Origin of the sequence: Variovorax sp. ZS18.2.2, from assembly GCF_024701975.1 — a bacterium.
Classification (GTDB): domain Bacteria; phylum Pseudomonadota; class Gammaproteobacteria; order Burkholderiales; family Burkholderiaceae_C; genus Variovorax.
Map to the genome: position 1 here is coordinate 281479 of NZ_JANLNM010000003.1, position 21043 is coordinate 302521.

A 21043-nucleotide genomic window follows, 5' to 3' on the forward strand; every position below is an offset into this window, starting at 1 on the left:
TATGGCCCAGTACTTCGAAGTCCATCCCGAGAACCCGCAGCAGCGGCTGCTCAAGCAAGCAGTGACGCTGCTCGAACGCGGCGAGATCGTGGCCGTGCCCACCGACTCCAGCTATGCGCTGGCCTGCCACCTGGACGACAAGGACGCGGTCGACCAGTTGCGCCGCATCCGCCAGGTCGACGAGAAGCACCACCTGACGCTGCTGTGCCGCGACCTGAGCGAGCTGGCCAACTACGCGCGCGTCGACAACAAGCAATACCGTTTGCTGAAGGCCGCGACGCCGGGCCCTTACACCTTCCTGCTCGAAGCGACCAAGGAAGTGCCGCGCCGCGTGAGCCATCCGCAGCGCAAGACCATCGGCCTGCGCGTGCCCGACCACAAGGTGCTGCTGGAGCTGCTCGCGCTGCACGGCGCGCCGCTGCTGGCCACCACGCTGATCGCACCCGGCGAGACCGAAGCGCTCAACGACGCCGCAACCATCCGCGAACGCTTCGAGAAGCAGATCGGCGCGGTCATCGATGCCGGCGCCTGCCCTTCGCAGCCGACCACCGTGGTCGACCTGACGCCCATAGGCACGGGCGACGATCCGGTCGTGGTGCGGCAGGGACGCGGAGCGCTCGCCGTGCTTGGTCTCTGAAAAAAGTTGGAACCGATAACTAATGCACGTCTGACACAATCGCCCAGTGGATATTTCCAATCTCATACAGACCGTACTCATCTACGCACTGCCCGTGATCTTTGCGATCACCGTGCACGAGGCGGCCCACGGCTATGTGGCGCGCTACTTCGGCGACAACACGGCTGCGGTGATGGGACGAGTCACCCTCAACCCCATGAAACACATCGACCCCATCGGGACCATCCTGATGCCGTTGATGCTGTACTTCGCGACCTCGGGCGCCTTCCTCTTCGGCTATGCGAAGCCGGTGCCTGTGAACTTCGGACGGCTGCGTCATCCCAAGCGCGACATGATCTGGGTGGCGCTCGCCGGGCCGGTGTCGAACTTCATCCAGGCGATCCTCTGGGCCCTCGTGCTGGTGGCGCTGGTCGCAGCCGGCATCAGTGAAACCTTTTTCATCAAGATGGCGCAAGGCGGCATCCTGGTCAACCTCGTGATGTGGGCCTTCAACCTGTTTCCGCTGCCACCGCTCGACGGCGGCCGCGTGCTGGCAGGGCTGCTGCCCAGCGGACCCGCACAGAATTTCCTCGCGCGCATCGAGCCCTATGGCTTCTTCATCGTGATGGGCCTCGTCATTGCGGGCGTCGTCAGCACCTTCTGGCTGCGCCCCCTGATGGACGCCGGCTACTTCGTCATCAACCTGCTCATCACGCCGCTCAAGGCATTGCTGCTCTAAGTCTGTCGTTCCATGGCCTCGTCTTCTTCCGCTCCCCTGCGCGTCCTGACCGGGATCACCCCGTCGGGCACGCCCCACCTCGGCAACTACGTCGGCTCGATCCGCCATTCGGTGCGGCAGAGCGTCGCGCCCGGTGTAGAGAGCTTCTTCTTCCTGGCCGACTACCACGCGCTCATCAAGGTGCAGGACCCGGCGCTGATCCAGCGCTCGACACTCGAAATCGCCGCAAGCTGGCTGGCCTGCGGGCTCGACCCGGAGCGCGTGACCTTCTACCGCCAGTCGGACATCGCAGCGATTCCCGAGCTGACCTGGTTCCTCACCTGCGTCACCGGCAAGGGCGTGCTCAACCGCGCGCATGCCTACAAGGCCCAGCTCGACAAGAACATCGCCAAGGGCGAGGACCCGGATGCCGACGTCACGGCCGGCCTCTTCATGTACCCGGTGCTGATGGGCGCGGACATCCTGATGTTCAACGCCCACAAGGTGCCCGTGGGCCGCGACCAGGTGCAGCACATCGAGATGGCGCGCGACATGGCGCAGCGCTTCAACCACCAGTACGGCGAGCACTTCACGCTGCCCGAGGCCGAGATCGACGAAGCCGTCGCCACCCTGCCCGGCCTCGACGGCCGCAAGATGAGCAAGAGCTACGGCAACACGATCCCGCTGTTCGCGTCGCGCGCGTATCTGCAAAAGCAGATCGCCAGCATCGTGACCGACTCGCGCGCACCCGGCGAGCCCAAGGAAACCGAGGGCTCCGCGCTCTTCCAGATCTACCAGGCCTTTGCCGATGCCGACGAGACCGAGATGCTTCGCCGTGCCTACGCCGACGGCATCGGTTGGGGCGACGCCAAGCAATTGCTGTTCGAGCGCATCGAAGTCGAAGTGGCACCGCTGCGAAAACGCTACGAGGCGCTGATGAGCGACCCGGCGGAGATCGAGCGCATCCTGCTCATCGGCGCGGAGAAGGCCAGCGCACTGTCGCAACCCTTCATGACGCGCCTGCGCCACGCGGTGGGCCTGCGCAACCTCGCGGCGGGCCGCGACAAGGGCAACGCCAAGGCGGCCAAGGTTGCGAAGCCCAGCTTCAAGCAATACCGCGAGCGCGGTGACGGACTTTTCTATTTCAAGCTGCTCGATGCGCGCGGCGAAGCCCTGCTGCAGAGCCGTGGATTTGCGTCGCCGCAGGAAGCCGGCCGTACCATCGCGATCTTGCAAGCCGAGCGCGGTGCGGCGCTGGCCGCGGTGGCTGCGCAGATCGAGCCCATCGACACAGAACAAACACGCGCCGTGACAGAGGCGCTGGAGGCATTGGCGGAAACAACGACCACCACAGATGGAAGTTGAACCGGCAAGGGCCCACCGGCTTATCCGCCGGTGAGCGACGAGAGAAGACGGTGCGATCACAAAGGAAGAAAACATGAGCATTTATGTCATCGACGACCACCCCCTGATGCGCGACGCGATCGTGATGGTGTTGCGACGCCTGCGACCCGCCGAGAACATCGTCGAGCTCGAGCGGCTCGACAAGCTCGCGAGCTCGGTGCAGCAGCGTGGCGCGCCCACCCTTTTCTGCCTGGACCTGAAGCTTCCGGACACGAATGGCGTCTCGGGCGTGATCGCGGTCAAGCAGGTCTACCCCAACGTGCCGATCGCCGTGTATTCGGCGGCACCGGCCGCGGACATGGAAGACGCGTGCATCGAGGCGGGCGCCGACACCTACATCGAGAAGTCGGCCAGTTCCAATGAATTGGCAGCCGCCTTGCGCGGCCTGCTGATGGCGGGTTCCGAAGAGGCCGACGAACCGCCGATCGCGAGCAGCAAGCTCTCCAAGCGCCAGACGCAGCTGATCGCCATGCTCGACAAGGGCATGAGCAATCGCGATATTGCGACCGACCTGGAGATCAGCGAGCACACGGTGAAGGTTCACCTGTGGCGCCTGTTCCGCCGGCTTGGCGTGAAGAGCCGCACGCAGGCGCTCCACTACGCCCGTACCAACGGTCTCCTGTCGGGCTGATCCCGGCGAGAAACTGCCTCTTCGAAACCGCGCCTCGTGCGCGGTTTTCTTTCGTTGGGCAGAACTTTCTTCTTCAGCCCCCGGAGGCGCTGACGCGCGCCTGCGCCACCGCCTCGTCGGCGTCGTGCAGGGCCACGCGGAACACGCTGCCGCTGCCCAGCCGCGAGCGCACGCTGATCGGGTGCCCCAGCACGTGCGAGAGCCGCGCGACGATAGCCAGGCCGAGGCCGAAGCCATCGGACGTGCCGGCATGGTCGGCCACCTTGTAGAACTCCAGGAACACATCGCGCAGGTGCTCGGGCGCGATGCCGATGCCGGTGTCCCACACCTCCACGCGCATGCCGTCGCGCGTCTGCCGCGCGGCCAGCAGCACGCCGCCTTCGGTCGTGTACTTGATGGCGTTGGCCAGCAGGTTGCCGATCATGCGGCGCACGCGGATCGGGTCGGTGAGGAAGGAGCCCTCGGTCACGTGCACGCGGAAGTCGAGGCCGCGGCTTTCGGCCACTGGGCGGTATTGCAGCTCCAGGTCGTGCAGCAGCTCGGGGACGTCGACACGCTCGATGTGCAGCCGCACCTGGCCCGAGTCGATGCGCGCGAGGTCGAACATCGAGTCGAACAGCGCATTCACCGCATGCGTGGCGCGCACGATCTTCGGCGCGAGCTCGAGCACTAGCTCGGGCTCGTTGCGCAGCCAGTCGGCGTACAGCGAAAGTGCCAGCACCGGCTGACGCATGTCGTGTGCCGCGCTGGCCAGGAAGCGGTTCTTCATCGCCACCGCCGATACCGCCGCCTGCCGCTGCTGCGTGAGCGACTTGATCAGGATGTGGTTGTGGAACAGGAGCTCCAGGCTGTTGCGCGCCGTCTCATGGATGTGGCGCCCCGCGCGCAGCAGCAGGAACCAGTGCAGCATCGGCAGGATCGGCATCAGGTAGCCGTAGTGGAACTGCGGCTCGTGCAGATTGATGCTGACAAGCCGGATCACCACCGCCCCCAGCATCGTGATGAACAGCGTGTTGACATAGCGCTTGAGCAGCGGCGGATGCAGCGCCAGCCCGTTGAGCGGAAAGGTACCCACCCCGGCCACGATCAGCCAGCTCATGAACTGGTTGACCTGCGGCGTGCGCTCGAAGAACAGCAGGATCGAAGACCCCCAAACCACCGCGGTGGTGCTCCAGATGAAGCCGTAGCGCTCGGTGAACTGCTGCTGCGCCGCAGAGCTCCGACCGGCGTAGCGCACCGTATAGACGTGCGAGCCCCAGGCCCGGCAGACCGTGGCGATGACGCCGGCCAGCAGCCACGTCAGCAGCTCCCAGCGAGGCACCTCGACCCAGCTCAGCCCGACCATGGCCGGGATGAGCGCGACGGAAACGATGTACGAGCTCCGCGAGGAGCGCATCAGGCTGCGGATCAGCTCGCCACGCACCCACGATTCGGCCTCGTCGGCCGAAGCCGGTGCCGGTGTCAAGCTCGCGATCGACGGATTGGCCATATGGCACAGGCCCCTTGTTCTTATCCGGCAATTGAAGATGGACCCCATGCAGGGGCACCGAGAGATGGCGATATTAACGGGCTGCCATCCATTGTTTCTCAAGGTAACCGCAGAAGGCCGCTCGCGATAATCCACAGAGATCCGCGGATTCACCGAACAAGAAGGAACCCACCCGAATGCTGTCCCATGTTTTCGTCGGCGTGACCGACTTCGAGCGCGCCTTCGGCTTCTACACGGCGCTCACGGGCGAACTGCGCCTGAAGCTGCGCTTTCGCGACGACTCCAAACCGTGGGCTGGCTGGCAAAGCCCCGATGCGCCGCGTCCCTTGTTCCTGGTCGGCGCGCCCTTCGACGGTCAGGAGGCCACGAACGGCAACGGCCAGATGGTGGCGCTGCTGGCGGCCGACCGCGCCACCGTGGACCGCGCCCACGCCACCGCGCTGGCCAACGGCGGCAGCTGCGAAGGCCTGCCGGGCCTCAGGCCCCACTACCACCCGGACTACTATGGCGCCTACTTCCGCGATCCGGACGGAAACAAACTCTGCGTCTGCTGCCACACGCCACCGACATGCTGAACAACATCACTCCTTTCCTCGTCCACTGGGCCATCACTGGCGTCTCGCTCTGGGTCGCCAGCCATCTGTTTCGCGGGCTCAAGTTCGACAACACCGGGGCGCTGGTGGTGTCGGCATTGCTGCTCGGGCTGGCCAACGCGGTCGTGAAGCCGCTGCTGATCGTGCTCACGCTGCCGCTGACGCTGGTGACATTCGGACTCTTCCTGCTGGTCATCAATGCGCTGATGATCCTGCTCGTCGCCGCGCTGGTGAAGGGCTTCAAGGTCTCGGGCTTCTGGACCGCCCTCTTCGCGAGCATCTTCATCTCGCTCCTGAGCATCGTCATCGGCTCGTTCGTCACCAGCGGCGACCCCGCCGAGAAGGTGCAGATGCCGCAGAGCGGCAACTGGCTCTGAGGGTCCCGCGGGGCTCTTTTCGGGAGAGCCCAATGGAACTGCGTTCCATACGGTCGTCAAAATCGATCAAATCGCGGCTGCAGAGCGCTATTTCTCTCTTTTACGCGCGCAGGCATTGCCGACGGAGGCCGCTTCGTCCAAGATGAGGCACGCCTTCGCAAGGAGCGCGTGAAGCAAGGGGATGGAATGCGCATCGCAATACTCGACAACGAGCGGGATCAGCTGCGACTGGTCACCCACACCGCAACGAACCTCGGCCACGAATGCCATGAATACACGGACGGAGCCTCGCTGCTGCAGGCGGTGCTGGCGCAGCGCTTCGACCTGTTGATTTTTCACTGGCGCCTGCCCGGCCTCGACAGCCCGGCACTGGTGAAAGCGCTGCGGCGGGCCGCCGGCAACCGCCTCCCGATTCTCTTCATGACACACAGGGCCGACGCCGCGGACATGGCCATGAGCCTGCATGCCGGCGCCGACGATTTCCTGATCTCGCCCGTCTCCGGCGCGGAACTCGAAGCGCGCATCGGCGGGCTGCTTCGCCGGTCGTACCCCGCGTTGCACGAACCTCAACTGGTCTTCGGGCCCTACCAGTTCCTTCCGGCATGGCGCACCGTCAAGCTCAAGGGCGCACGGATCGGACTGAGAAGCCGCGAGTACGACCTTGCGCTGTTTCTCTTCCAGAACACCGGGCGCCTGCTGTCACGCGAGCAGCTGTACCAAGCGATCTGGGGCGCCGATTTCGAGGTGCTCTCGCGCTCGCTGGACACACACCTGTCACGCGTGAGGGCCAAGCTCGATCTGCGCCCGGCGAATGGCTTTCTGCTGGCCGCCCTCCGCGGGTTCGGCTACCGGCTCGAGGCCATCGAGACAGTTGCGGCGCACGAGAAAGTCCACGCGGGCGCGATGTCGTAGGAAAAAGCCAACGAATGAGTGATCCGACAGCCTTCAAAGACCGCACATTCGCACACGTTTACGAGAGAGAAATGGGTTGCGACGCACTTGTGATGCGTGCTACCCTCGACAACAAAGATATTTGAGAGGACTACCATGAAGATGATCAAACTCGCAGCCGCCCTTGCTTCCTTGGCAATTTCGTCGGCATTTGCGCAAGCTCCCGCTCCTGCCAGCAACACCACGCCGGCACCCGCTGGCGCAGCTGGCGCGACTGCGGCAACGACCGGCGGTCTTACCCCGGGCCAATGGGGTGCTGTTGCAGGTAGCAGCGCTTTGCTCGTGGCGATCGCCAGCAGCAACGGCGGCAATGGTGGCGGTGGCTTCATCATCATCCCGGGCACGGGTACGGGCACCACCGGCACGCGTTAAATGCTGCGTGCCCTCCCAATGGGAGGGCATTCGCTGAGAGCTCCGCGCGTTGGTTTCGCCACGCGACTTTTAAAACGTTGCCTTTGGGCAACGTTTTATTTGGGCGTTGGCGGTTGTTCCTCCGGGTCTTCAGCCATGCTGGATGCTGCTCGGCTTGTATACAAAGGCCAGCCTGAAGCAGCCCAGCCGGACTTCAACCCCGCCTATCGCTATTTGCGGACACAGGTCGGTGACCGCACCCTTTTCATGGTGCTAGGCTATATCGATCAGCGCCCCGAGGGCCCTGTCGAAGTTTGGTACAGCGGTAGCGGTGAGGTTGTCAGGCTTCTGAACGGGCAGCTCGTGGGCACCACGGGGCTCAGTACCGACTGGCGAAACGTTCAATTCACAGGCCTTCCCGCGTGGCCGGGTGCCGATACAACGAGCACCACGGGCGGTTCGGGTCAAAGTTACACGCGCCTGCGTGATCTCATGCCCGGTTATCGCTTCGGAATTCGCGACGAAATCGTTCGGATCTCCATCTCGCCACCGCGAAACACCGCCCTCGCAGGCGCCGACCCCGCCTCCTTGCGTTGGTATGAAGAACGCACTGTGTCGCGACCGTCTGCAGCATCACTGCCTGCGGCCCGCTTTGGCATATCGAACTCCTCCGGAACACCGCAGGTCGTGTATTCAGAGCAATGCCTCTCCAGTGACTTCTGCATGAGCTTCGAACAATGGACGCCCTCCGCACCGGCAGTCGGTAGATCGGCAAGCTCCGGCACATGAATCCCTGGGTTCGCGGTATTGGCAAGCGGCATTGGCCTCGTCGAGCGGCCATCGCGTGCGCGTTGGCGGCAAGTTTTGGCGTCTCGGCACAGCCGCTGAGCACCGCCGCAAAGAACGTGGCGACGAACGACGCTGACGTGCGCCCCGGTGAGCGCCTGAGCACTTGGCTGTTGCGCCAACCCGCCGATGCCGCCTCGGCCGGCCTCGCATGGCGGGTGCCGCAGGAACGGCTGGCGCAGCAGTTTCTCAAGAACACCTTGCTGGTTCGCATCGAGTCGATTCAACGACGCGCTCCGCGCTCGGAGCAAGCCGATCGCCTGAGCCTGATTTCCTGGCTCCAGGGCTTGCCCGTCACGGGCCGAGTGGCACTGGCCATCGTGGACCCCCGCTGGCTGCAGGCGCATCCCGAAGAAGACCCGGTGTTGGCGGCTGGCCAGCAACTGGTTGCAGCGGAGCCCGACCTGAAGACTATCGCGGTGGTCCGCCCCAACGGGGAGCTTTGCTATGTGACGCACGAAGCCGGCCGAACCGCCTGGGACTACGTGGCAGCTTGCGAGCCTCGAGGCGCGCATGACTGGGCCTGGGTCGCGCAGCCGGATGGCCGAACCGCTCGCGTGGGCGTGGCGCCCTGGAACAGTCAGCCTTCGGACGAACCTGCGCCGGGCGCATGGATCTGGGCGGCGCCCCGAGAGATGACGGATCTGGTCGCCGCATCCGAGGGGATCATCAAGTTTCTCGCCACGCAAGGCCCCTCCCCTCAAAGCGACGTTTCAGCTGGCGCCCCCGCGCAATCGGAGGGGCAACAGCCCCCCGCTCCGCCGCCGGCAATCGCGCCGTCGACCGCAATTTCCGTGCGTCCCGAAGTGGCGCCGCAGTACAACGCCATTCGCACCAGCGGCAACGATTGGGGCGAAACCGGCCTGCTCCAGACCCCCACCGCGCGCATGGGCCAGGCCGGCGACTTTCGATCATCGATGACCCATGTTTCGCCGTACACCCGGCTGAACGTGATGTTCCAACCGCTGGACTGGATGGAAGGCGGCTTTCGGTACACATCGATCAGCAACGTGCCCTACGCCGCCAGCACGACCGGCCAGAGCACCAAGGACAAGAGCATCGACCTCAAGGTGAGGCTCATGCGCGAGTCCGCCTATATCCCCGAGCTTGCGCTCGGTTTTCGAGATATCGGCGGTACCGGATTGTTTTCCGCCGAATACCTGGTCGCGAACAAGCGATACGGCGACTTCGACTTCAGTCTTGGAATGGGCTGGGGGTACCTCGGCAACAGTGGCAACATCCGCAACCCTCTGACGCTCCTGAGCAGCCGCTTCGACAAGCGCAGGGTAGGTTCGGCGCAAGGGGGCGAAACCAATTTCGGTGCTTTCTTCCGCGGCCCCGCCGCCCTGTTCGGTGGCGTGGAATGGCGCACCCCCTGGGAGCCGCTGACGGTCAAGCTCGAATACGAAGGCAACAACTACAAGAACGAGCCGTTCGACAACGACCAGAAACAGCGCAGCCCCTTCAATATCGGCTTCGAGTACCGCCATTCGCCCGGCGTCGCTTTCTCCGCCGGCGTGGAGCGCGGCAACAAGCTGATGGTGGGCGTGACGCTGTCCACCAACGTCGCATCGCTGCGGGCATCCAAGCCCGCCGACCCGCCCCAGCCCCGCTTCACGCCCCAGGCGCCGCAAAACCCGCCCGGCTGGGCATCGACTGCGACCGAGATCGAAGCCCGCACCGAATGGACGGTCCAGCGCATCGCGCCGCAAGGCAGCGGCGTGCATGTGTGGATCACCGAGAGCAACACCGTCTACCGCCAGGCGCGGGTAGAGCAGATCATTGCCGTGCTGCATCGCGATTCGCCGGCGTCGATCAGGAGCTTCATCCTGCACTACAACGAGCGCGGCCTCGCGATGCACGCGCAGGTCGTCGACCGGGGTGAATGGGTCGCCGAGCACTACCAGGCGCAGTCGCCCGCCGAAGCGCGCGCAGCCAGCCAGCGCGACTACGCGCCGCACCAAGACGCCAGCGAAGACCGGCTGTTCCTGCCTCCGTCGGAAAAGATCGCCGACGACAATGCTGCAACTGCTCCCACCACACAGCAGTCCACGGCGGCGATGGTGCCGTGGGAACGCCGTATCCAGAAGTTCACCTTTGGCGTGACGCCGTATTTCTCGCAGATTCTTGGCGGCCCCGATGCCTTCATGCTCTACCAGATCGGCGTTCAGGCCACGGCGGAATACCGCTTTACCCCGAGCACATGGGCGAACGCCGCGCTGAACTGGCGCTTTCTGGACAACTTCGACAAGTTCACCTACACCGCGCCCAGCAATCTTCCGCGCGTGCGCACCTTTCAGCGCGAATACGTCACTTCCACGCGGGTGACGATGCCGGTGTTCCAGCTGACCCATGTGGGTCGGCTGAGCGAAGACCAGTACTACAGCGTCTACGGCGGCGCCCTCGAGTCCATGTTTGCCGGCGTCGGTGCCGAATGGCTGTATCGCCCATGGCGCAGCAAGTTCGCCCTGGGCATCGACATCAACCACGTGCGCCAACGCGACTTCAAGCAGGATTTCGGTCTGCGCGACTACAAGGTCAACACCGGCCATGCCACGCTGTACTGGGACACGGGCTGGAACGGCGTGATGACGAGGATCAGCGTCGGCCAATACCTGGCCGGGGATCGCGGGGTCACGCTCGACATCAGCCGTCGTTTCGACAACGGCGTGATGGTCGGCGTCTACGCAACCAAGACCAACGTATCGGCAGCGCAATTCGGCGAAGGCAGCTTCGACAAGGGCATCTACATCTCCGTGCCGTTCGATGCATTCCTGCCGAAGTCCAGCAAGTTCTCCGCGGGCTTTGCCTGGTCGCCAGTGACACGCGACGGCGGTGCAAAGCTGGGACGGATCAATCCGCTCTACGAAATGACGTCTGCACGTGACCCGCGGGCCTTCAGTTTCGCGGCGCCGGAGAACAGGCAACCGAAGGCTGGGGACAACATTCTCAATTTCGAGAACGCACGATAGACGGTGGCAAGCCCGGCTGCCGGGCAGGATTGGCCGCCTGCCGGCGATGTGTGAATTGGAAGGCATCGCGATCGCGATGAGACCCGCAGATGGACCTCACGCCCCGGGCAACAGCAGCTGCGCCCAGTCAAGCTATCGCGGCGAGCGTCTTCCAGCGGTTGTACTAGCCTACTAGCCGCTCTATCGCACGGCCCTGCCGACGATTCAGAGCGCGACGGCTATCGGCAGATCCGATTCCGAGTTGGCGCTCTCTTCGGTGCGATCCACCACGGTCATCGCCAAACGATGCCGCTCCATGTGCACCCAGTCGACCACCTCTGCATGGGGCTGGTAGCCTGGCAACATCTGCTGCAGCGCACGCTTCAGTGCCGGGACATCGCTGTTTCGGAGCGCCGCATCCAACACGTCGAACTGACGCCAAAGCTCTTCTTGAGGTAGGCATGCCTCGTGCGCTTTCATCACGCGCGGATGCACTGTCGGCAAAGCGTTGTTACCGATCAGCAGTTCCTCGTACAGCTTCTCGCCTGGCCGCAGGCCGGTGACGTGGAGTTCGATGTCGCCATCGGGCGAAGCCTCGTCCCGCACCGTTCGCCCCGACAGTTCCACCAGCCGGCGCGCCAGATCGATGATGCGCACTGGCTCTCCCATGTCGAGCACGAACACGTCCCCGCCCTCGGCCATCGCGCTCGCCTGGATCACCAATTGCGCAGCCTCGGGAATGGTCATGAAGTAACGGGTGATGTCCGTATGCGTCAACGTGATGGGCCCGCCCGCTTCGATCTGCCGCCGGAACAGCGGGACCACCGAACCACTGGAGCCCAGCACGTTGCCGAAACGAACCATCGAGAAGCAGGTACTGGATTTTTGTTGCGCGAGCCCCTGCAACGTCATTTCGGCGAGCCTCTTGCTGGCACCCATGATGTTGGTCGGCCGCACCGCTTTGTCGGTGCTGATCAACACGAAACGGCGAACCTTGCACTCCATGGCGACCCGAGCCGCTGTGAGCGTGCCTATTGCGTTGTTGCGCACGCCTTCGACGGGGTTGTGCTCGACCAGTGGCACGTGCTTGTAGGCCGCTGCGTGATAGACCGTGTCCGGGTGCCAAGCGCGCATCACTTCACGCAACCGCGCCGCATCGCAAACCGAAGCCAGCAGGGGAACCACGTGAATGTGGGGTGCCAACGCTTCGAGTTCCTGGTGGATGCCGTAAAGCGCGTACTCGTTCATCTCGACCAGCAGCAGCGTCTTCGGCGAAAGTTGCACGATCTGCCGGCACAGCTCGCTGCCGATGGACCCGCCAGCCCCGGTCACCAGAACGACTTGATGGCGAATGTTCCTGTGCAGCAAATCGCCCAGCGGCGCGACGGGATCACGCCCCAGCAGATCCTCGATGTCGACCTCAAGCAGATCGTGAACCTGCACTCTTCCGTTGGCGAGATCGGCCAGCGCCGGTAGCGTCCGCACGTGCAGGTACAAGGGCAACAGCTGGTTCAGGATCTCAGCCCGGCGCGCACGACCGGCTGCAGGCATTGCCAACAGGACATCGGTAATGCCCAGTCTTGTGGCGTTGTCGCTGAGCCAATCCGGCGATTCGATGCGCAACCCATGAAGGGTGTTGCCCTGGAGGCGCCTGTCGTCGTCGACGAAGGCTCGAACCATCATCTCGCGGCTCTGGGTCAATGCGGCAGCCAGTTGAAGCCCGGCACCACCAGCACCATAGATCACCACTTGCGGCAGCGCTTTTCGATCGATCGCGCTCATGTACATGCCGCCTAGCCAGTAGCGCGCGAACATGCGCGAACAGGCAACCGCCAGAAACAGCAGCAGGGGCATCAGGAAGCCTACCGTGCGCGGTACGCCCTTCACGCCGATCACAGAAAACATGAGTCCGTAACCGACACCAAACAATATGCAGGCACGCACGATAGCCATCAATGCAGCAGGGCCCGCGTAGCGAAAGATGGCTCGATACAGACCGAAAACGATGAAGAGCGGGAGCGCACCTGCGACGGCAGCGACAACCGCTGACCATTGGACTCCGCGCAAGGTTACCCACTGCTCGTAACGAAGACTGAATGCCACCCAAACGCACAGGACGCAAAGCGCAGCATCGACCGCCAAAGCCAGCAGGCGTTTGGCAGGGCGAGACATCGCAAGCAAGGGTGCCGCAAGACGGTTGAACAGAACTCTCACCTGAGTGAATAATTGTTTTTGGCGGATAACAATTTTCCACGAAGGGCGCGCACTTGACTCCCTCATTCAGGGTATCAAGTCACCCTAAAATGTGTGTTTGTGTTTCGTCCGTCGGACCATTCCTACGCTACTGCCTGTATCGCCTAGTACACCGATACCTCAAACGGCGTCCTTGTACTTGTACTCCGTGTAACGGTAGCCGCCATATTTGTAGCCATAGCTGCCGTAGTGCCGACGCGAGAGGTCCATGCCATTGAAGACAACGCCGCTGACTCGCTGACCCGCATGTGCCAAGCGCTTGACGCTTTCGTTGAGTTCGCCGAGTTGAGTGAGACTGTCGCGAGCCACCAGCAGGATCGCTCCGGCGTAAGCTGCAACCGCCGCGGCATCGGCGGCCACGAGCACAGGCGGGCTGTCGATCACAACCAAGTCATAGCGCGTCGACATGGCATCCAGGAACTCTCTCAGCGCCGACGACAACATCATGCTCGCCGGATTGAACGGGTAGTTGCCTGTGGTCAGAACGTCGAGATTGGGAGTCACCTGGCTGTGGATCGCCTGCTCACTCGTCATGTCACCCGTCAGGACATCGGCCAGCCCCCCTTTACGCGGCAGGCCAAAGGCCGTGTGGAGATGACCCTTTCGCAAGTCGGCGTCGACCAGCAGCACGCGTCGACCAGCCTCGGCCATGATGGCCGCAAAATTGCCTGAAACGAAGCTCTTTCCCACCCCTGGCGTGGCGCCGGTGATGAGCACGCGGTTGTTGCCGCTCTCCATCAAGGTCAACTGCAAAGAGATGCGCAGGTTGCGCAAGCTCTCTATGGCCAGGCTTTCTGGATCGGTGATAGCCAGCACTTGAACGCCACCGACGCCGCCTGCGATGCGTTGGAGGATCCGCTCCTGCTCAAGGGCAAGGGGCACGACGGAATAAACATTCAGTCCGAGGCGATCCTCGATTTCCTGAGGATTGTTGATGCCGCTGGCCATTTTGCTGCGCACGATGGCCAAGGTAATGCCAGCCAACAGACCCAACACAAGCGACAGCATGACAACAAGTGGCTTTTGAGGCTTTACAGGTCTCTTTGGCTCGGTCGCCTTGTCCAAGAGGCGCACGTTGCCGACCTTGCCTTCTTTGACGAGACGCAATTGCAGCGAGCTGTTGAGCAGAGACTTATAGAGTTCGCCATTGACGCGGACATCGCGCTCCAGCCGCAGCGCATCACGTTGAACGACCGGCATGGCGCTCACGCGGCGGTCCATGTCGTCGAGTTCGCGGCGGAGGGCAGAGATCTGACCATCGATCACGCCGACCTTTGGATTTGTGGCGGTAAAGCGCGCGCGCAGTTCGCGCCGCTGCTGCTCCGACTCAAGCAACTTTGTTCGCAGTTCCACTGATCGGCCCAGCACCGCTTTGGCCTCCTCGTCGAAGGCGATGGTGCCGTTCTTGTTCCGGAAGCTCGCATAGGCATCTTCAGAGCCCTCGAGTTGCTTCTTGAACTCAGGCAGTTGCTGGTCGAGGAATTCGAGCGTCTTCTCAGCTTCGGCTGCCTTGCGCTCGATATTCTGGTGTACGTATTGCGCGCCGATTTCGTTGAGGATGCGCCGCAAACGGTCGCGATCGCTGTCCTCAAGGGTCAAGCTGATCACGTTCGACTGCTTGCCTTGCTCGCCAAGCTGCACGCGCCTTTGCAGGTCCTCAGTGGTGGTGAGCAGGGACGCACGCGAGACGACGAACTCCGCACCAGGTTTTCCATCGAGTTTCGACACCATCAGTGTGATGGCGCCGTTGGCTCCTTCCTGAGTCAGCAGCTTGCCGACCGTGCCTGTCAGTGGGCTTGGCAGGTCTGGATGCATGAGCGTGTACTGCCCGTTGGCCTGAGCAGTGATCATGAAGGGCTGCTGGTCCTCGAGCACGGTGGGCACGTCGAACTTGGCGATATCGATCGCCTCCGTGCCCGACACGTAGCCGCTCAAGCCGAGGAATCCAGGCTCCGACAGTCCTTTCGCTCGCCGTGCGAGCCATTCGCCAATCAGCGGGATACGGCGCGGTTGCGCATCGATGTACAAGCGCGTTGCCTCAACCGCCCCACCCATGATCATGCGCGATCGAAGAATCTGAATTTCGCCGGTTGCAGGCGTCTTCACGTCAAATAGGTTGGCAGTGTCACCAAGGAAGTTCTTGGCGTCGGGTGCCGAATCTTCAACCTGAACCAGTAGATTTGACTGATAGATGGGCGTGGACAGAAGCGCGTAGGCGACCCCCAACACGACGGCGATGAACGTGACGCCTGCTACCAACCATTTGCGGTCGACCAGGATGTCAAGATACTCAGACAGGTGGATCGCATCCTCGTCGTCCCGTGGGGGAGCGACCGCAGATACAGAAGAAACCGGTGAAGAGGCGAGAGAAGTCATGAAAGTTTCTTGATGCGCTCGACCCACGCGCTGGCGCCGTCGTCGATGAGTTTCAGGGCTCGCTCGAAGGCCGGCTGGCCCAAGCGGTAGGGATCGGGGATGTCCACACGTGCGACTTCACCCAGACGAAACAGTTTGCCGCGCGTGAGCGGATGGCGTTGATTGATGTGCAAGCGCTGCTCCTCATCCATCGCCAGGATCAGATCAGCCTCCTGGCACATCAGATTGGTCAACTGCCGCGCACGATGAGACTCGATGTTGAGTCCGCGCTCCGCCATGAGTTTGCGCGCCAGGGCGTCAGCTGGCTGACCCACGAGCGCACCGATTCCAGCAGACGACACCTTCAAGGACGGCAGGGCTGCGGCGATCAGCGCTTCACCCATCGGGCTGCGGCAGATATTGCCGATGCATACGATCAATACGGACTTCATGGCGTGGGACACCCCATGAGGTCTGCGACAACCAGCAGCCGCGTTCGACGATTAATCAAAGTAAAGAACTCCCTCTTTTGGGTCACATTTTAGTTGGTGGTTGTCACAGACCTGGCCCGGAAACCCGTGCCGATTGAGCCTCTGTCTGCGAGCGCACGTGTCGCCGTCCCAGTCGAGCCGCCAACTCGCCGAACACAAGCCCAACGCCATCTGCCAGCAGGTCCCACCATTCGGCGAACCGGTCAGCTGTGAATGACTGCAGCACCTCGATCAAGCCTCCATAGACCAACAGCCCCAGTAGCACCGCTACCGTGCGTCCCGGCCAAGCGTGATTGCCAAGAAAAGCGAGCACTGCAAAGGCGAGCAGATGATTGGTCTTGTCCCATCCGGTCGTGGGAATGGGACTGCTGGAGGGTACGAGTGCAAGCACGAGGATCGCAATCGCGAAACCCCAGAAGCCGAGACGGCACACCACATTCAGTTGCTCTTGCTGATGTTTCATTTTCCTTGGTCGCTTGATCGTGCGCTCCCTAAGCTCTGACTTGTACATATCTGATCAGGCGCAACTCGGGCTCCGTGCAAAACCGACGCTCCCACCTGCATCCACGCGCGGCGCCCCAACACACTCCCCCCTCCCATACCTGCTTTAACGCCAAGATGAGCAAACGGTTCCACGATGCAATCGTGGTCGACTACGGCGCCTGAGTTGACGATAACGCCCTCTCCTAGCTGAGCGCCAGTCCCAATGACGGCGCCCGCCAGGACTACGCAACCCTTATCCACGACTGCTCGAGGAGAAACGACGGCAGCCGGATGGATCACTGTTGCGAAAGCAAACCCTTCGGCCCGAATTCGCGCATGTAGTGCTTCTCGCAAGGAGTTGCTCCCGATGGCCACGATCACCACGTCAACCTGGCCACGGCATGCCGGCAACATGGAGGTCGCTCCCAGTATCGGCCAGTCCCACAGACGCTCTTGACCTCCAACCCCATCGTCAAGAAAGCCTGCAAGTAAATACTCATTGCGAAGCAATACGGCCTCGGCCACGGAACGACCATGGCCGCCAGCTCCAATGATCAACAGCCGATTCATTGTTGCCTCACCTTGAATTTCAATGCGCCACCCCGTCGCGCTTCAGCACACTGATAAAAGTCCGCCAAAGCACGTGGATATCGAATTGAATGGACTTTCGCTGAAGATATTCGAAATCGAGTTCGACCTTGGCCGCGATGGGCAATTCATCCCTGCCATTGACTTGCGCCCATCCCGTCAGCCCCGGGACCAATTGATGCACGCCGTATCGGGTACGCAATTCAATCAAATCAGATTGATTGAATAACGCGGGACGAGGGCCCACAAAACTCATATCACCCGTCAAAATGCTCCACAACTGTGGCAACTCATCAAGGCTACTTTTACGCAAAAAAGAACCAATTGGTGTCAGATGGGATTGCGGATTCAATAGAAGGTGAGTAGCAACTGCCGGAGTACCGACCCGCATGCTGCGAAATTTCGGCATCTTGAAGATGCGATTCTGCTGCCCCACCCGGTCCGACCAGTACAAAACGGGTCCGCGCGAAGTTAACCGCACCGCCAGCGCCACCAGCAATAAAGGTAGGCTCAATATCAGCGCCGCGAACAGAGCCAAAAAAAGATCAAACAAGCGTTTCACAACCGTACCTCCAACGCCGCCCGCTTCAAGCCTTCAACGGCAGACAATGGAGGCTCCCAGCCCAGTACCTCTCGGGCCTTGCTTATATCTATCTGCAAGCTACCGCAGATTTTCCGAACCGTTGCACGGCGTCCGACCGCGCTCCCGATAGCCTCCATCAAAGCCACAGGAACCGGTATCAACCGGGCTCGCCGGTTCAGCGATTCCCCTACAAGCCGCAGCAAATCGGACGTGGAGATGTCCTCCGCGTCGCCAGCAAGAAAGACTTGATTTGCCGCAGATGGATGTTCAATGCAACATGCAATCAAGCTTGTTAAATTATCAATTCCAACGAGTGTTCTCTGATTGTGAACTGCCCCGAAAGGCAACGGAATTCCCGATTTCACAGCCTTTATCAGACGCCCAAAATTACCGGGCGCGCCAGCACCATAAACCAGAGGTGGACGAATCACCACGACCTCCATACCCGTTTTCTTACCAATCTCAAAGAGCCCCGTTTCTGCTTCCATTTTCGAAACCGCATACGGCTCCTGGGGCGCCGGCACATCAACTTCGGTAAATGGCCTAACACTCTCCGAGCCATTGACACCGATGGAGCTAATGAATACAAAGCGGCAAACACCCGAATCCGCAGCTTGTCGGGCCAAATTGAGGGTGCCCTGGACATTAACAGTACGAAACTCGCTCAATGGATCAAGATTCCGCTCGCGAATGACATGCGCCCTAGCTGCCAAATGCACGACAACCTCAGCATCAAATAGCACTCGACCCCAGTCGGTGAACGCATCAATCGAACCGACATCGACAAAATCGGCGGAATGCATGCCGGCGGGGGTACTTGCGTGCCTTAACCCGCAACGGACTCGATGTCCCAGCGATTTCAGCTGAGGGTATAGCGAACGACCTATAAATCCGCTTCCACCGGTCATCATGCATTTCATATGTTTACTCTTCGCCCAGAGGTCCGAAAATATCAATCCGTTTCAAACAGCGTGACATAAGAAGCAGCGAGCGCGGCGTAATCGTGATTTTTCAGAACATATGAACGGCCTCTGTCACCCATCTCTCGTCGTTGTGTTTCCGAAAGACAGTCGATATTTTGCATAGCAAGCGCAACAGCCTTTGCGTCTCCCGGCGCAACCGAGTATCCGCAATTAGCTTCTTTTACCGGGTCATTTCCAGCGCTCACAGCAAAAACGACCGGCAATGAAGCAAGCATGTAGTCGAACAATTTGTTGGGGCTGATGCCGAATCTAAAAATTGGCTCGGGGCGAAGCGAAATGAAACCGGCACTCACTTCGCCGAATAATTCGACAATTTGCGCTTTCGGAATTTGACCAAAAATTCGGACATCCGCATCCAATTCAAGTTCAAGCACCAGTTTTTTCAGATCAGACTCTGCCTCCCCCTTTCCCACTATCAGTGCCTTTATATTTTTGTCTCCTTGCAATTTCAAAAGAGACATAGCCTTCACCAAGGAGTCGACATGGTTGGGTCGCCCCAAGGCTCCGGCGTAGACAAATACGGTAAATCCGCTTTTTCTCCATTCCTTGGCAAGAGAAATAATAGGATGCGCTTCGCTCGCGCGCTGGCCTTCCTGGCGATCAATGCCATTGGGAATATATGCCCATCGCGCCGCCGCCAACCCTCGCTCAACCATATGAGGGGCTGTCAGCGGCAAAAGCGAAACGACGCGATCGGAATATTTGTAGGAGAATTTTTCCACCCAGCCAGTGAAGCTTATCAATGGGTGATTGGCAGAAACCCCTCCGAGCTCCACGAGACTAAGTGGCCACAAGTCCCGCACCTCGAAAAAAATCTTTGCGCCGTACTTTCTTGCAACGGAGCGGGCAGCCAGAAAGGCATATGGATGAGGACTTGACGCGATAATTACATCCGGCTTGCCGTACTGAGTGGCGTATTTTGATGAATTCCGGAAAAAATTCCAGGAAAATTGCATCATATTCAGTAAACGCCCCAACCCATTACCGGTGTAATTGCGCCCTCTGACAAATTCATACGGCACACCGTCAATGATTTTTTCCCCAACGTTCTGAGGCTGATCCAAAAGGTGATGGAAGGATGCCGAAAAAACAGTCGCACGAAGACCCAGTCCAATCCAGTGATGCACAAGAAAATAGGGGCGGCTGTACCTGCCAACCCCCGGCCCTCCCGCATAAGGATGGATATACCAGACGTTGAGTTTTCTTTTGGCCTCCATCATTTTGCCAAATGCCGGGCAATTCTTTTTGCGGCCTGTCCACCGCCATAAAGGGCCTGCTCATCTACGACCTTTCGACCAAGATTAGCTCTCGCTGCCGCCAGAATGGCTTCAACATCTGCACCTACGAGGGTATTTGCACCTATATCTATCAGCTCTACCCACTCGGTTTGCTCCCGAAGAGTGACGCAGGGCTTTCCAAAAAAGAAGGCCTCTTTTTGCACTCCTCCGCTATCCGTCAGTACCAATGCGCTTCGCTGTAGAAGAACTATCATTTCCAGATAGCCGACTGGATCAATAAGCGTCACATCTAGAGTCAGACCTGCATTTTTCAAAGCCTCTCGTGTCCGCGGATGCAAAGGAAGCACCACCTGAGCAAGCGTCGCGTGCAATTTATTTAGCGCTGCAACGATGGCTGCCAGGCGAACCGGGTCATCTGTATTCTCGGCGCGATGCAGCGTCGCCAGAATAAAATTCTCCCCCTCTACACCGGCAACTGCCCTTTGACTGGTGCGTCCAGCAAAAAAAACTGCAGAATCCTGCATGACGTCGCCAACCTTCAGAATTTCCGATTTTTTATTGGCAAACCCCTCCTGACGCAAATTCTCCATAGCAGCATCGGTAGGGCAAAACAAGATATCGCTCAATTGATCAGTCAATATTCGATTGATCTCTTCCGGCATGCGCATATTGAAACTTCGAAGGCCAGCTTCTACGTGTGCAATGGGAATATTCAATTTTGCGGCGGCCAACGCACCCGCCAAGGTTGAATTTGTATCCCCATAGACGAGCACACGGTCAGGTTTTTCTTCCAATAAAATTCGCTCCACCTCGATCAACATGCGGCCGGTCATTCCCCCATGCGAGCCTCCACTGATATTGAGCTGATGACGCGGGCGTGATAATCCGAGCTGGTCGAAAAAAATGCCGGACATGTTCTCATCAAAGTGCTGTCCCGTATGTACAACAATCTCCTCCAATTCAGGGCACTCGGCTATTGCCATGGAGACAACGCTGGCTTTAATGAACTGTGGACGCGCGCCGATAACAGTAAGAATTCGGTTCATGGAAATTTATAAAGATACTGCCGGAAAATCGAATTACCCTCGACCGCTGGCTTAAGGTTGTTTAATTGATTGGATGACCGTGGTCCTGGGGTGAAT

At 60.6% G+C, this 21043-nt stretch carries 20 protein-coding genes; 10 read left to right on the plus strand and 10 right to left on the minus strand.

Translation table 11 applies throughout. The features are described 5' to 3' along the window. Nucleotide 1: 1 nt before the first annotated feature. From NU688_RS15050 to NU688_RS15065, 4 genes are all read left to right on the plus strand, one after another. The gene (locus NU688_RS15050) at nt 2-637 is read left to right on the plus strand and encodes an L-threonylcarbamoyladenylate synthase (protein ID WP_257861488.1); all 636 of its coding nucleotides are present in this window, start codon (nt 2-4) and stop codon (nt 635-637) included. A gap of 46 nt (nt 638-683) precedes the next feature. After that, nucleotides 684-1355, plus strand: a complete 672-nt coding sequence (locus tag NU688_RS15055; RefSeq protein ID WP_257861489.1) for a site-2 protease family protein — start codon at nt 684-686, stop codon at nt 1353-1355. 12 nt (nt 1356-1367) lie between these two features. Beyond that, the gene (locus NU688_RS15060; RefSeq protein ID WP_257861490.1) at nt 1368-2699 is read left to right on the plus strand and encodes a tryptophan--tRNA ligase; all 1332 of its coding nucleotides are present in this window, start codon (nt 1368-1370) and stop codon (nt 2697-2699) included. A 73-nt stretch (nt 2700-2772) separates the two neighbouring features. Continuing rightward, nucleotides 2773-3369 carry a response regulator transcription factor gene (locus tag NU688_RS15065; protein WP_257861492.1) on the plus strand — a complete coding sequence of 199 codons (597 nt, stop codon included), beginning with the start codon at nt 2773-2775 and terminating at the stop codon, nt 3367-3369. Nucleotides 3370-3442: 73 nt separating this feature from the next. Here the strand turns inward: NU688_RS15065 and NU688_RS15070 are convergent, their stop codons facing one another. Then, nucleotides 3443-4858, minus strand: a complete 1416-nt coding sequence (locus tag NU688_RS15070; protein WP_257861493.1) for a HAMP domain-containing sensor histidine kinase — start codon at nt 4856-4858, stop codon at nt 3443-3445. 176 nt (nt 4859-5034) lie between these two features. Here NU688_RS15070 and NU688_RS15075 point away from each other — a divergent pair, with 176 nt between their 5' ends. From NU688_RS15075 to NU688_RS15100, 6 genes are all read left to right on the plus strand, one after another. Beyond that, the gene (locus tag NU688_RS15075) at nt 5035-5433 is read left to right on the plus strand and encodes a VOC family protein (RefSeq protein WP_257861494.1); all 399 of its coding nucleotides are present in this window, start codon (nt 5035-5037) and stop codon (nt 5431-5433) included. Continuing rightward, entirely contained in the window at nt 5427-5828 is a 402-nt protein-coding gene (locus NU688_RS15080) for a phage holin family protein (protein WP_257861495.1), read from the plus strand. Before NU688_RS15075 ends, NU688_RS15080 begins: the two co-directional genes overlap by 7 nt. 186 nt (nt 5829-6014) lie before the next feature. Continuing rightward, nucleotides 6015-6740: a response regulator transcription factor gene (locus NU688_RS15085; protein ID WP_257861496.1), complete on the plus strand. Its 726-nt coding sequence runs from the start codon at nt 6015-6017 to the stop codon at nt 6738-6740. Nucleotides 6741-6875: 135 nt separating this feature from the next. After that, nucleotides 6876-7151 carry a hypothetical protein gene (locus tag NU688_RS15090; protein WP_257861497.1) on the plus strand — a complete coding sequence of 92 codons (276 nt, stop codon included), beginning with the start codon at nt 6876-6878 and terminating at the stop codon, nt 7149-7151. Between the two features lie 135 nt (nt 7152-7286). After that, complete coding sequence (locus NU688_RS15095) at nt 7287-7919, plus strand: YjbF family lipoprotein (RefSeq protein WP_257861498.1); 633 nt, start codon at nt 7287-7289, stop codon at nt 7917-7919. Further along, on the plus strand, nt 7916-10948 hold the full coding sequence (locus tag NU688_RS15100) for a YjbH domain-containing protein (protein ID WP_374684653.1): 3033 nt from the start codon (nt 7916-7918) through the stop codon (nt 10946-10948). The genes NU688_RS15095 and NU688_RS15100 overlap by 4 nt, the downstream gene beginning before the upstream one ends. Nucleotides 10949-11152: 204 nt before the next feature. On the opposite strand, the gene NU688_RS15105 is transcribed toward NU688_RS15100, so the two are convergent. The 9 genes from NU688_RS15105 to wecB form a co-directional block, all read right to left on the minus strand. Then, nucleotides 11153-13099: a nucleoside-diphosphate sugar epimerase/dehydratase gene (locus NU688_RS15105; RefSeq protein WP_257861863.1), complete on the minus strand. Its 1947-nt coding sequence runs from the start codon at nt 13097-13099 to the stop codon at nt 11153-11155. A 201-nt stretch (nt 13100-13300) separates the two neighbouring features. After that, nucleotides 13301-15556, minus strand: coding sequence for a polysaccharide biosynthesis tyrosine autokinase (locus NU688_RS15110; protein ID WP_257861500.1), 2256 nt, complete (start codon nt 15554-15556; stop codon nt 13301-13303). Further along, nucleotides 15553-15987 carry a low molecular weight protein-tyrosine-phosphatase gene (locus NU688_RS15115; RefSeq protein WP_257861501.1) on the minus strand — a complete coding sequence of 145 codons (435 nt, stop codon included), beginning with the start codon at nt 15985-15987 and terminating at the stop codon, nt 15553-15555. The genes NU688_RS15110 and NU688_RS15115 overlap by 4 nt, the downstream gene beginning before the upstream one ends. A 103-nt stretch (nt 15988-16090) precedes the next feature. Then, complete coding sequence (locus tag NU688_RS15120) at nt 16091-16489, minus strand: VanZ family protein (protein ID WP_257861502.1); 399 nt, start codon at nt 16487-16489, stop codon at nt 16091-16093. Beyond that, nucleotides 16486-17079, minus strand: a complete 594-nt coding sequence (locus NU688_RS15125) for a NeuD/PglB/VioB family sugar acetyltransferase (protein ID WP_257861503.1) — start codon at nt 17077-17079, stop codon at nt 16486-16488. Before NU688_RS15125 ends, NU688_RS15120 begins: the two co-directional genes overlap by 4 nt. A 19-nt stretch (nt 17080-17098) precedes the next feature. Next, complete coding sequence (locus NU688_RS15130) at nt 17099-17659, minus strand: sugar transferase (RefSeq protein ID WP_257861504.1); 561 nt, start codon at nt 17657-17659, stop codon at nt 17099-17101. After that, nucleotides 17656-18600 carry an NAD-dependent epimerase/dehydratase family protein gene (locus tag NU688_RS15135; RefSeq protein WP_257861505.1) on the minus strand — a complete coding sequence of 315 codons (945 nt, stop codon included), beginning with the start codon at nt 18598-18600 and terminating at the stop codon, nt 17656-17658. The genes NU688_RS15130 and NU688_RS15135 overlap by 4 nt, the downstream gene beginning before the upstream one ends. 32 nt (nt 18601-18632) lie before the next feature. Next, a complete protein-coding gene (locus NU688_RS15140) occupies nt 18633-19883 on the minus strand; it encodes a glycosyltransferase family 4 protein (protein WP_257861506.1) in 1251 nt (416 codons plus the stop codon). Further along, nucleotides 19880-20947 carry a non-hydrolyzing UDP-N-acetylglucosamine 2-epimerase gene (gene wecB, locus NU688_RS15145; protein WP_257861507.1) on the minus strand — a complete coding sequence of 356 codons (1068 nt, stop codon included), beginning with the start codon at nt 20945-20947 and terminating at the stop codon, nt 19880-19882. The genes NU688_RS15140 and wecB overlap by 4 nt, the downstream gene beginning before the upstream one ends. Nucleotides 20948-21043 lie beyond the last annotated feature (96 nt).

What these genes read in the sequence shown, in the direction of transcription:
- NU688_RS15110 (WP_257861500.1), bottom strand. Translation starts at nt 15,556, where the DNA reads ATGACTTCTCTCGCCTCTTCACCGGTTTCTTCTGTATCTGCGGTCGCT.
- NU688_RS15075 (WP_257861494.1), top strand. Translation starts at nt 5,035, where the DNA reads ATGCTGTCCCATGTTTTCGTCGGCGTGACCGACTTCGAGCGCGCCTTC.
- NU688_RS15050 (WP_257861488.1), top strand. Translation starts at nt 2, where the DNA reads ATGGCCCAGTACTTCGAAGTCCATCCCGAGAACCCGCAGCAGCGGCTG.
- NU688_RS15140 (WP_257861506.1), bottom strand. Translation starts at nt 19,883, where the DNA reads ATGATGGAGGCCAAAAGAAAACTCAACGTCTGGTATATCCATCCTTAT.
- NU688_RS15085 (WP_257861496.1), top strand. Translation starts at nt 6,015, where the DNA reads ATGCGCATCGCAATACTCGACAACGAGCGGGATCAGCTGCGACTGGTC.
- wecB (WP_257861507.1), bottom strand. Translation starts at nt 20,947, where the DNA reads ATGAACCGAATTCTTACTGTTATCGGCGCGCGTCCACAGTTCATTAAA.
- NU688_RS15070 (WP_257861493.1), bottom strand. Translation starts at nt 4,858, where the DNA reads ATGGCCAATCCGTCGATCGCGAGCTTGACACCGGCACCGGCTTCGGCC.
- NU688_RS15100 (WP_374684653.1), top strand. Translation starts at nt 7,916, where the DNA reads ATGAATCCCTGGGTTCGCGGTATTGGCAAGCGGCATTGGCCTCGTCGA.
- NU688_RS15120 (WP_257861502.1), bottom strand. Translation starts at nt 16,489, where the DNA reads ATGAAACATCAGCAAGAGCAACTGAATGTGGTGTGCCGTCTCGGCTTC.
- NU688_RS15135 (WP_257861505.1), bottom strand. Translation starts at nt 18,600, where the DNA reads ATGAAATGCATGATGACCGGTGGAAGCGGATTTATAGGTCGTTCGCTA.
- NU688_RS15090 (WP_257861497.1), top strand. Translation starts at nt 6,876, where the DNA reads ATGAAGATGATCAAACTCGCAGCCGCCCTTGCTTCCTTGGCAATTTCG.
- NU688_RS15095 (WP_257861498.1), top strand. Translation starts at nt 7,287, where the DNA reads ATGCTGGATGCTGCTCGGCTTGTATACAAAGGCCAGCCTGAAGCAGCC.
- NU688_RS15105 (WP_257861863.1), bottom strand. Translation starts at nt 13,099, where the DNA reads ATGTCTCGCCCTGCCAAACGCCTGCTGGCTTTGGCGGTCGATGCTGCG.
- NU688_RS15060 (WP_257861490.1), top strand. Translation starts at nt 1,368, where the DNA reads ATGGCCTCGTCTTCTTCCGCTCCCCTGCGCGTCCTGACCGGGATCACC.
- NU688_RS15115 (WP_257861501.1), bottom strand. Translation starts at nt 15,987, where the DNA reads ATGAAGTCCGTATTGATCGTATGCATCGGCAATATCTGCCGCAGCCCG.
- NU688_RS15080 (WP_257861495.1), top strand. Translation starts at nt 5,427, where the DNA reads ATGCTGAACAACATCACTCCTTTCCTCGTCCACTGGGCCATCACTGGC.
- NU688_RS15125 (WP_257861503.1), bottom strand. Translation starts at nt 17,079, where the DNA reads ATGAATCGGCTGTTGATCATTGGAGCTGGCGGCCATGGTCGTTCCGTG.
- NU688_RS15065 (WP_257861492.1), top strand. Translation starts at nt 2,773, where the DNA reads ATGAGCATTTATGTCATCGACGACCACCCCCTGATGCGCGACGCGATC.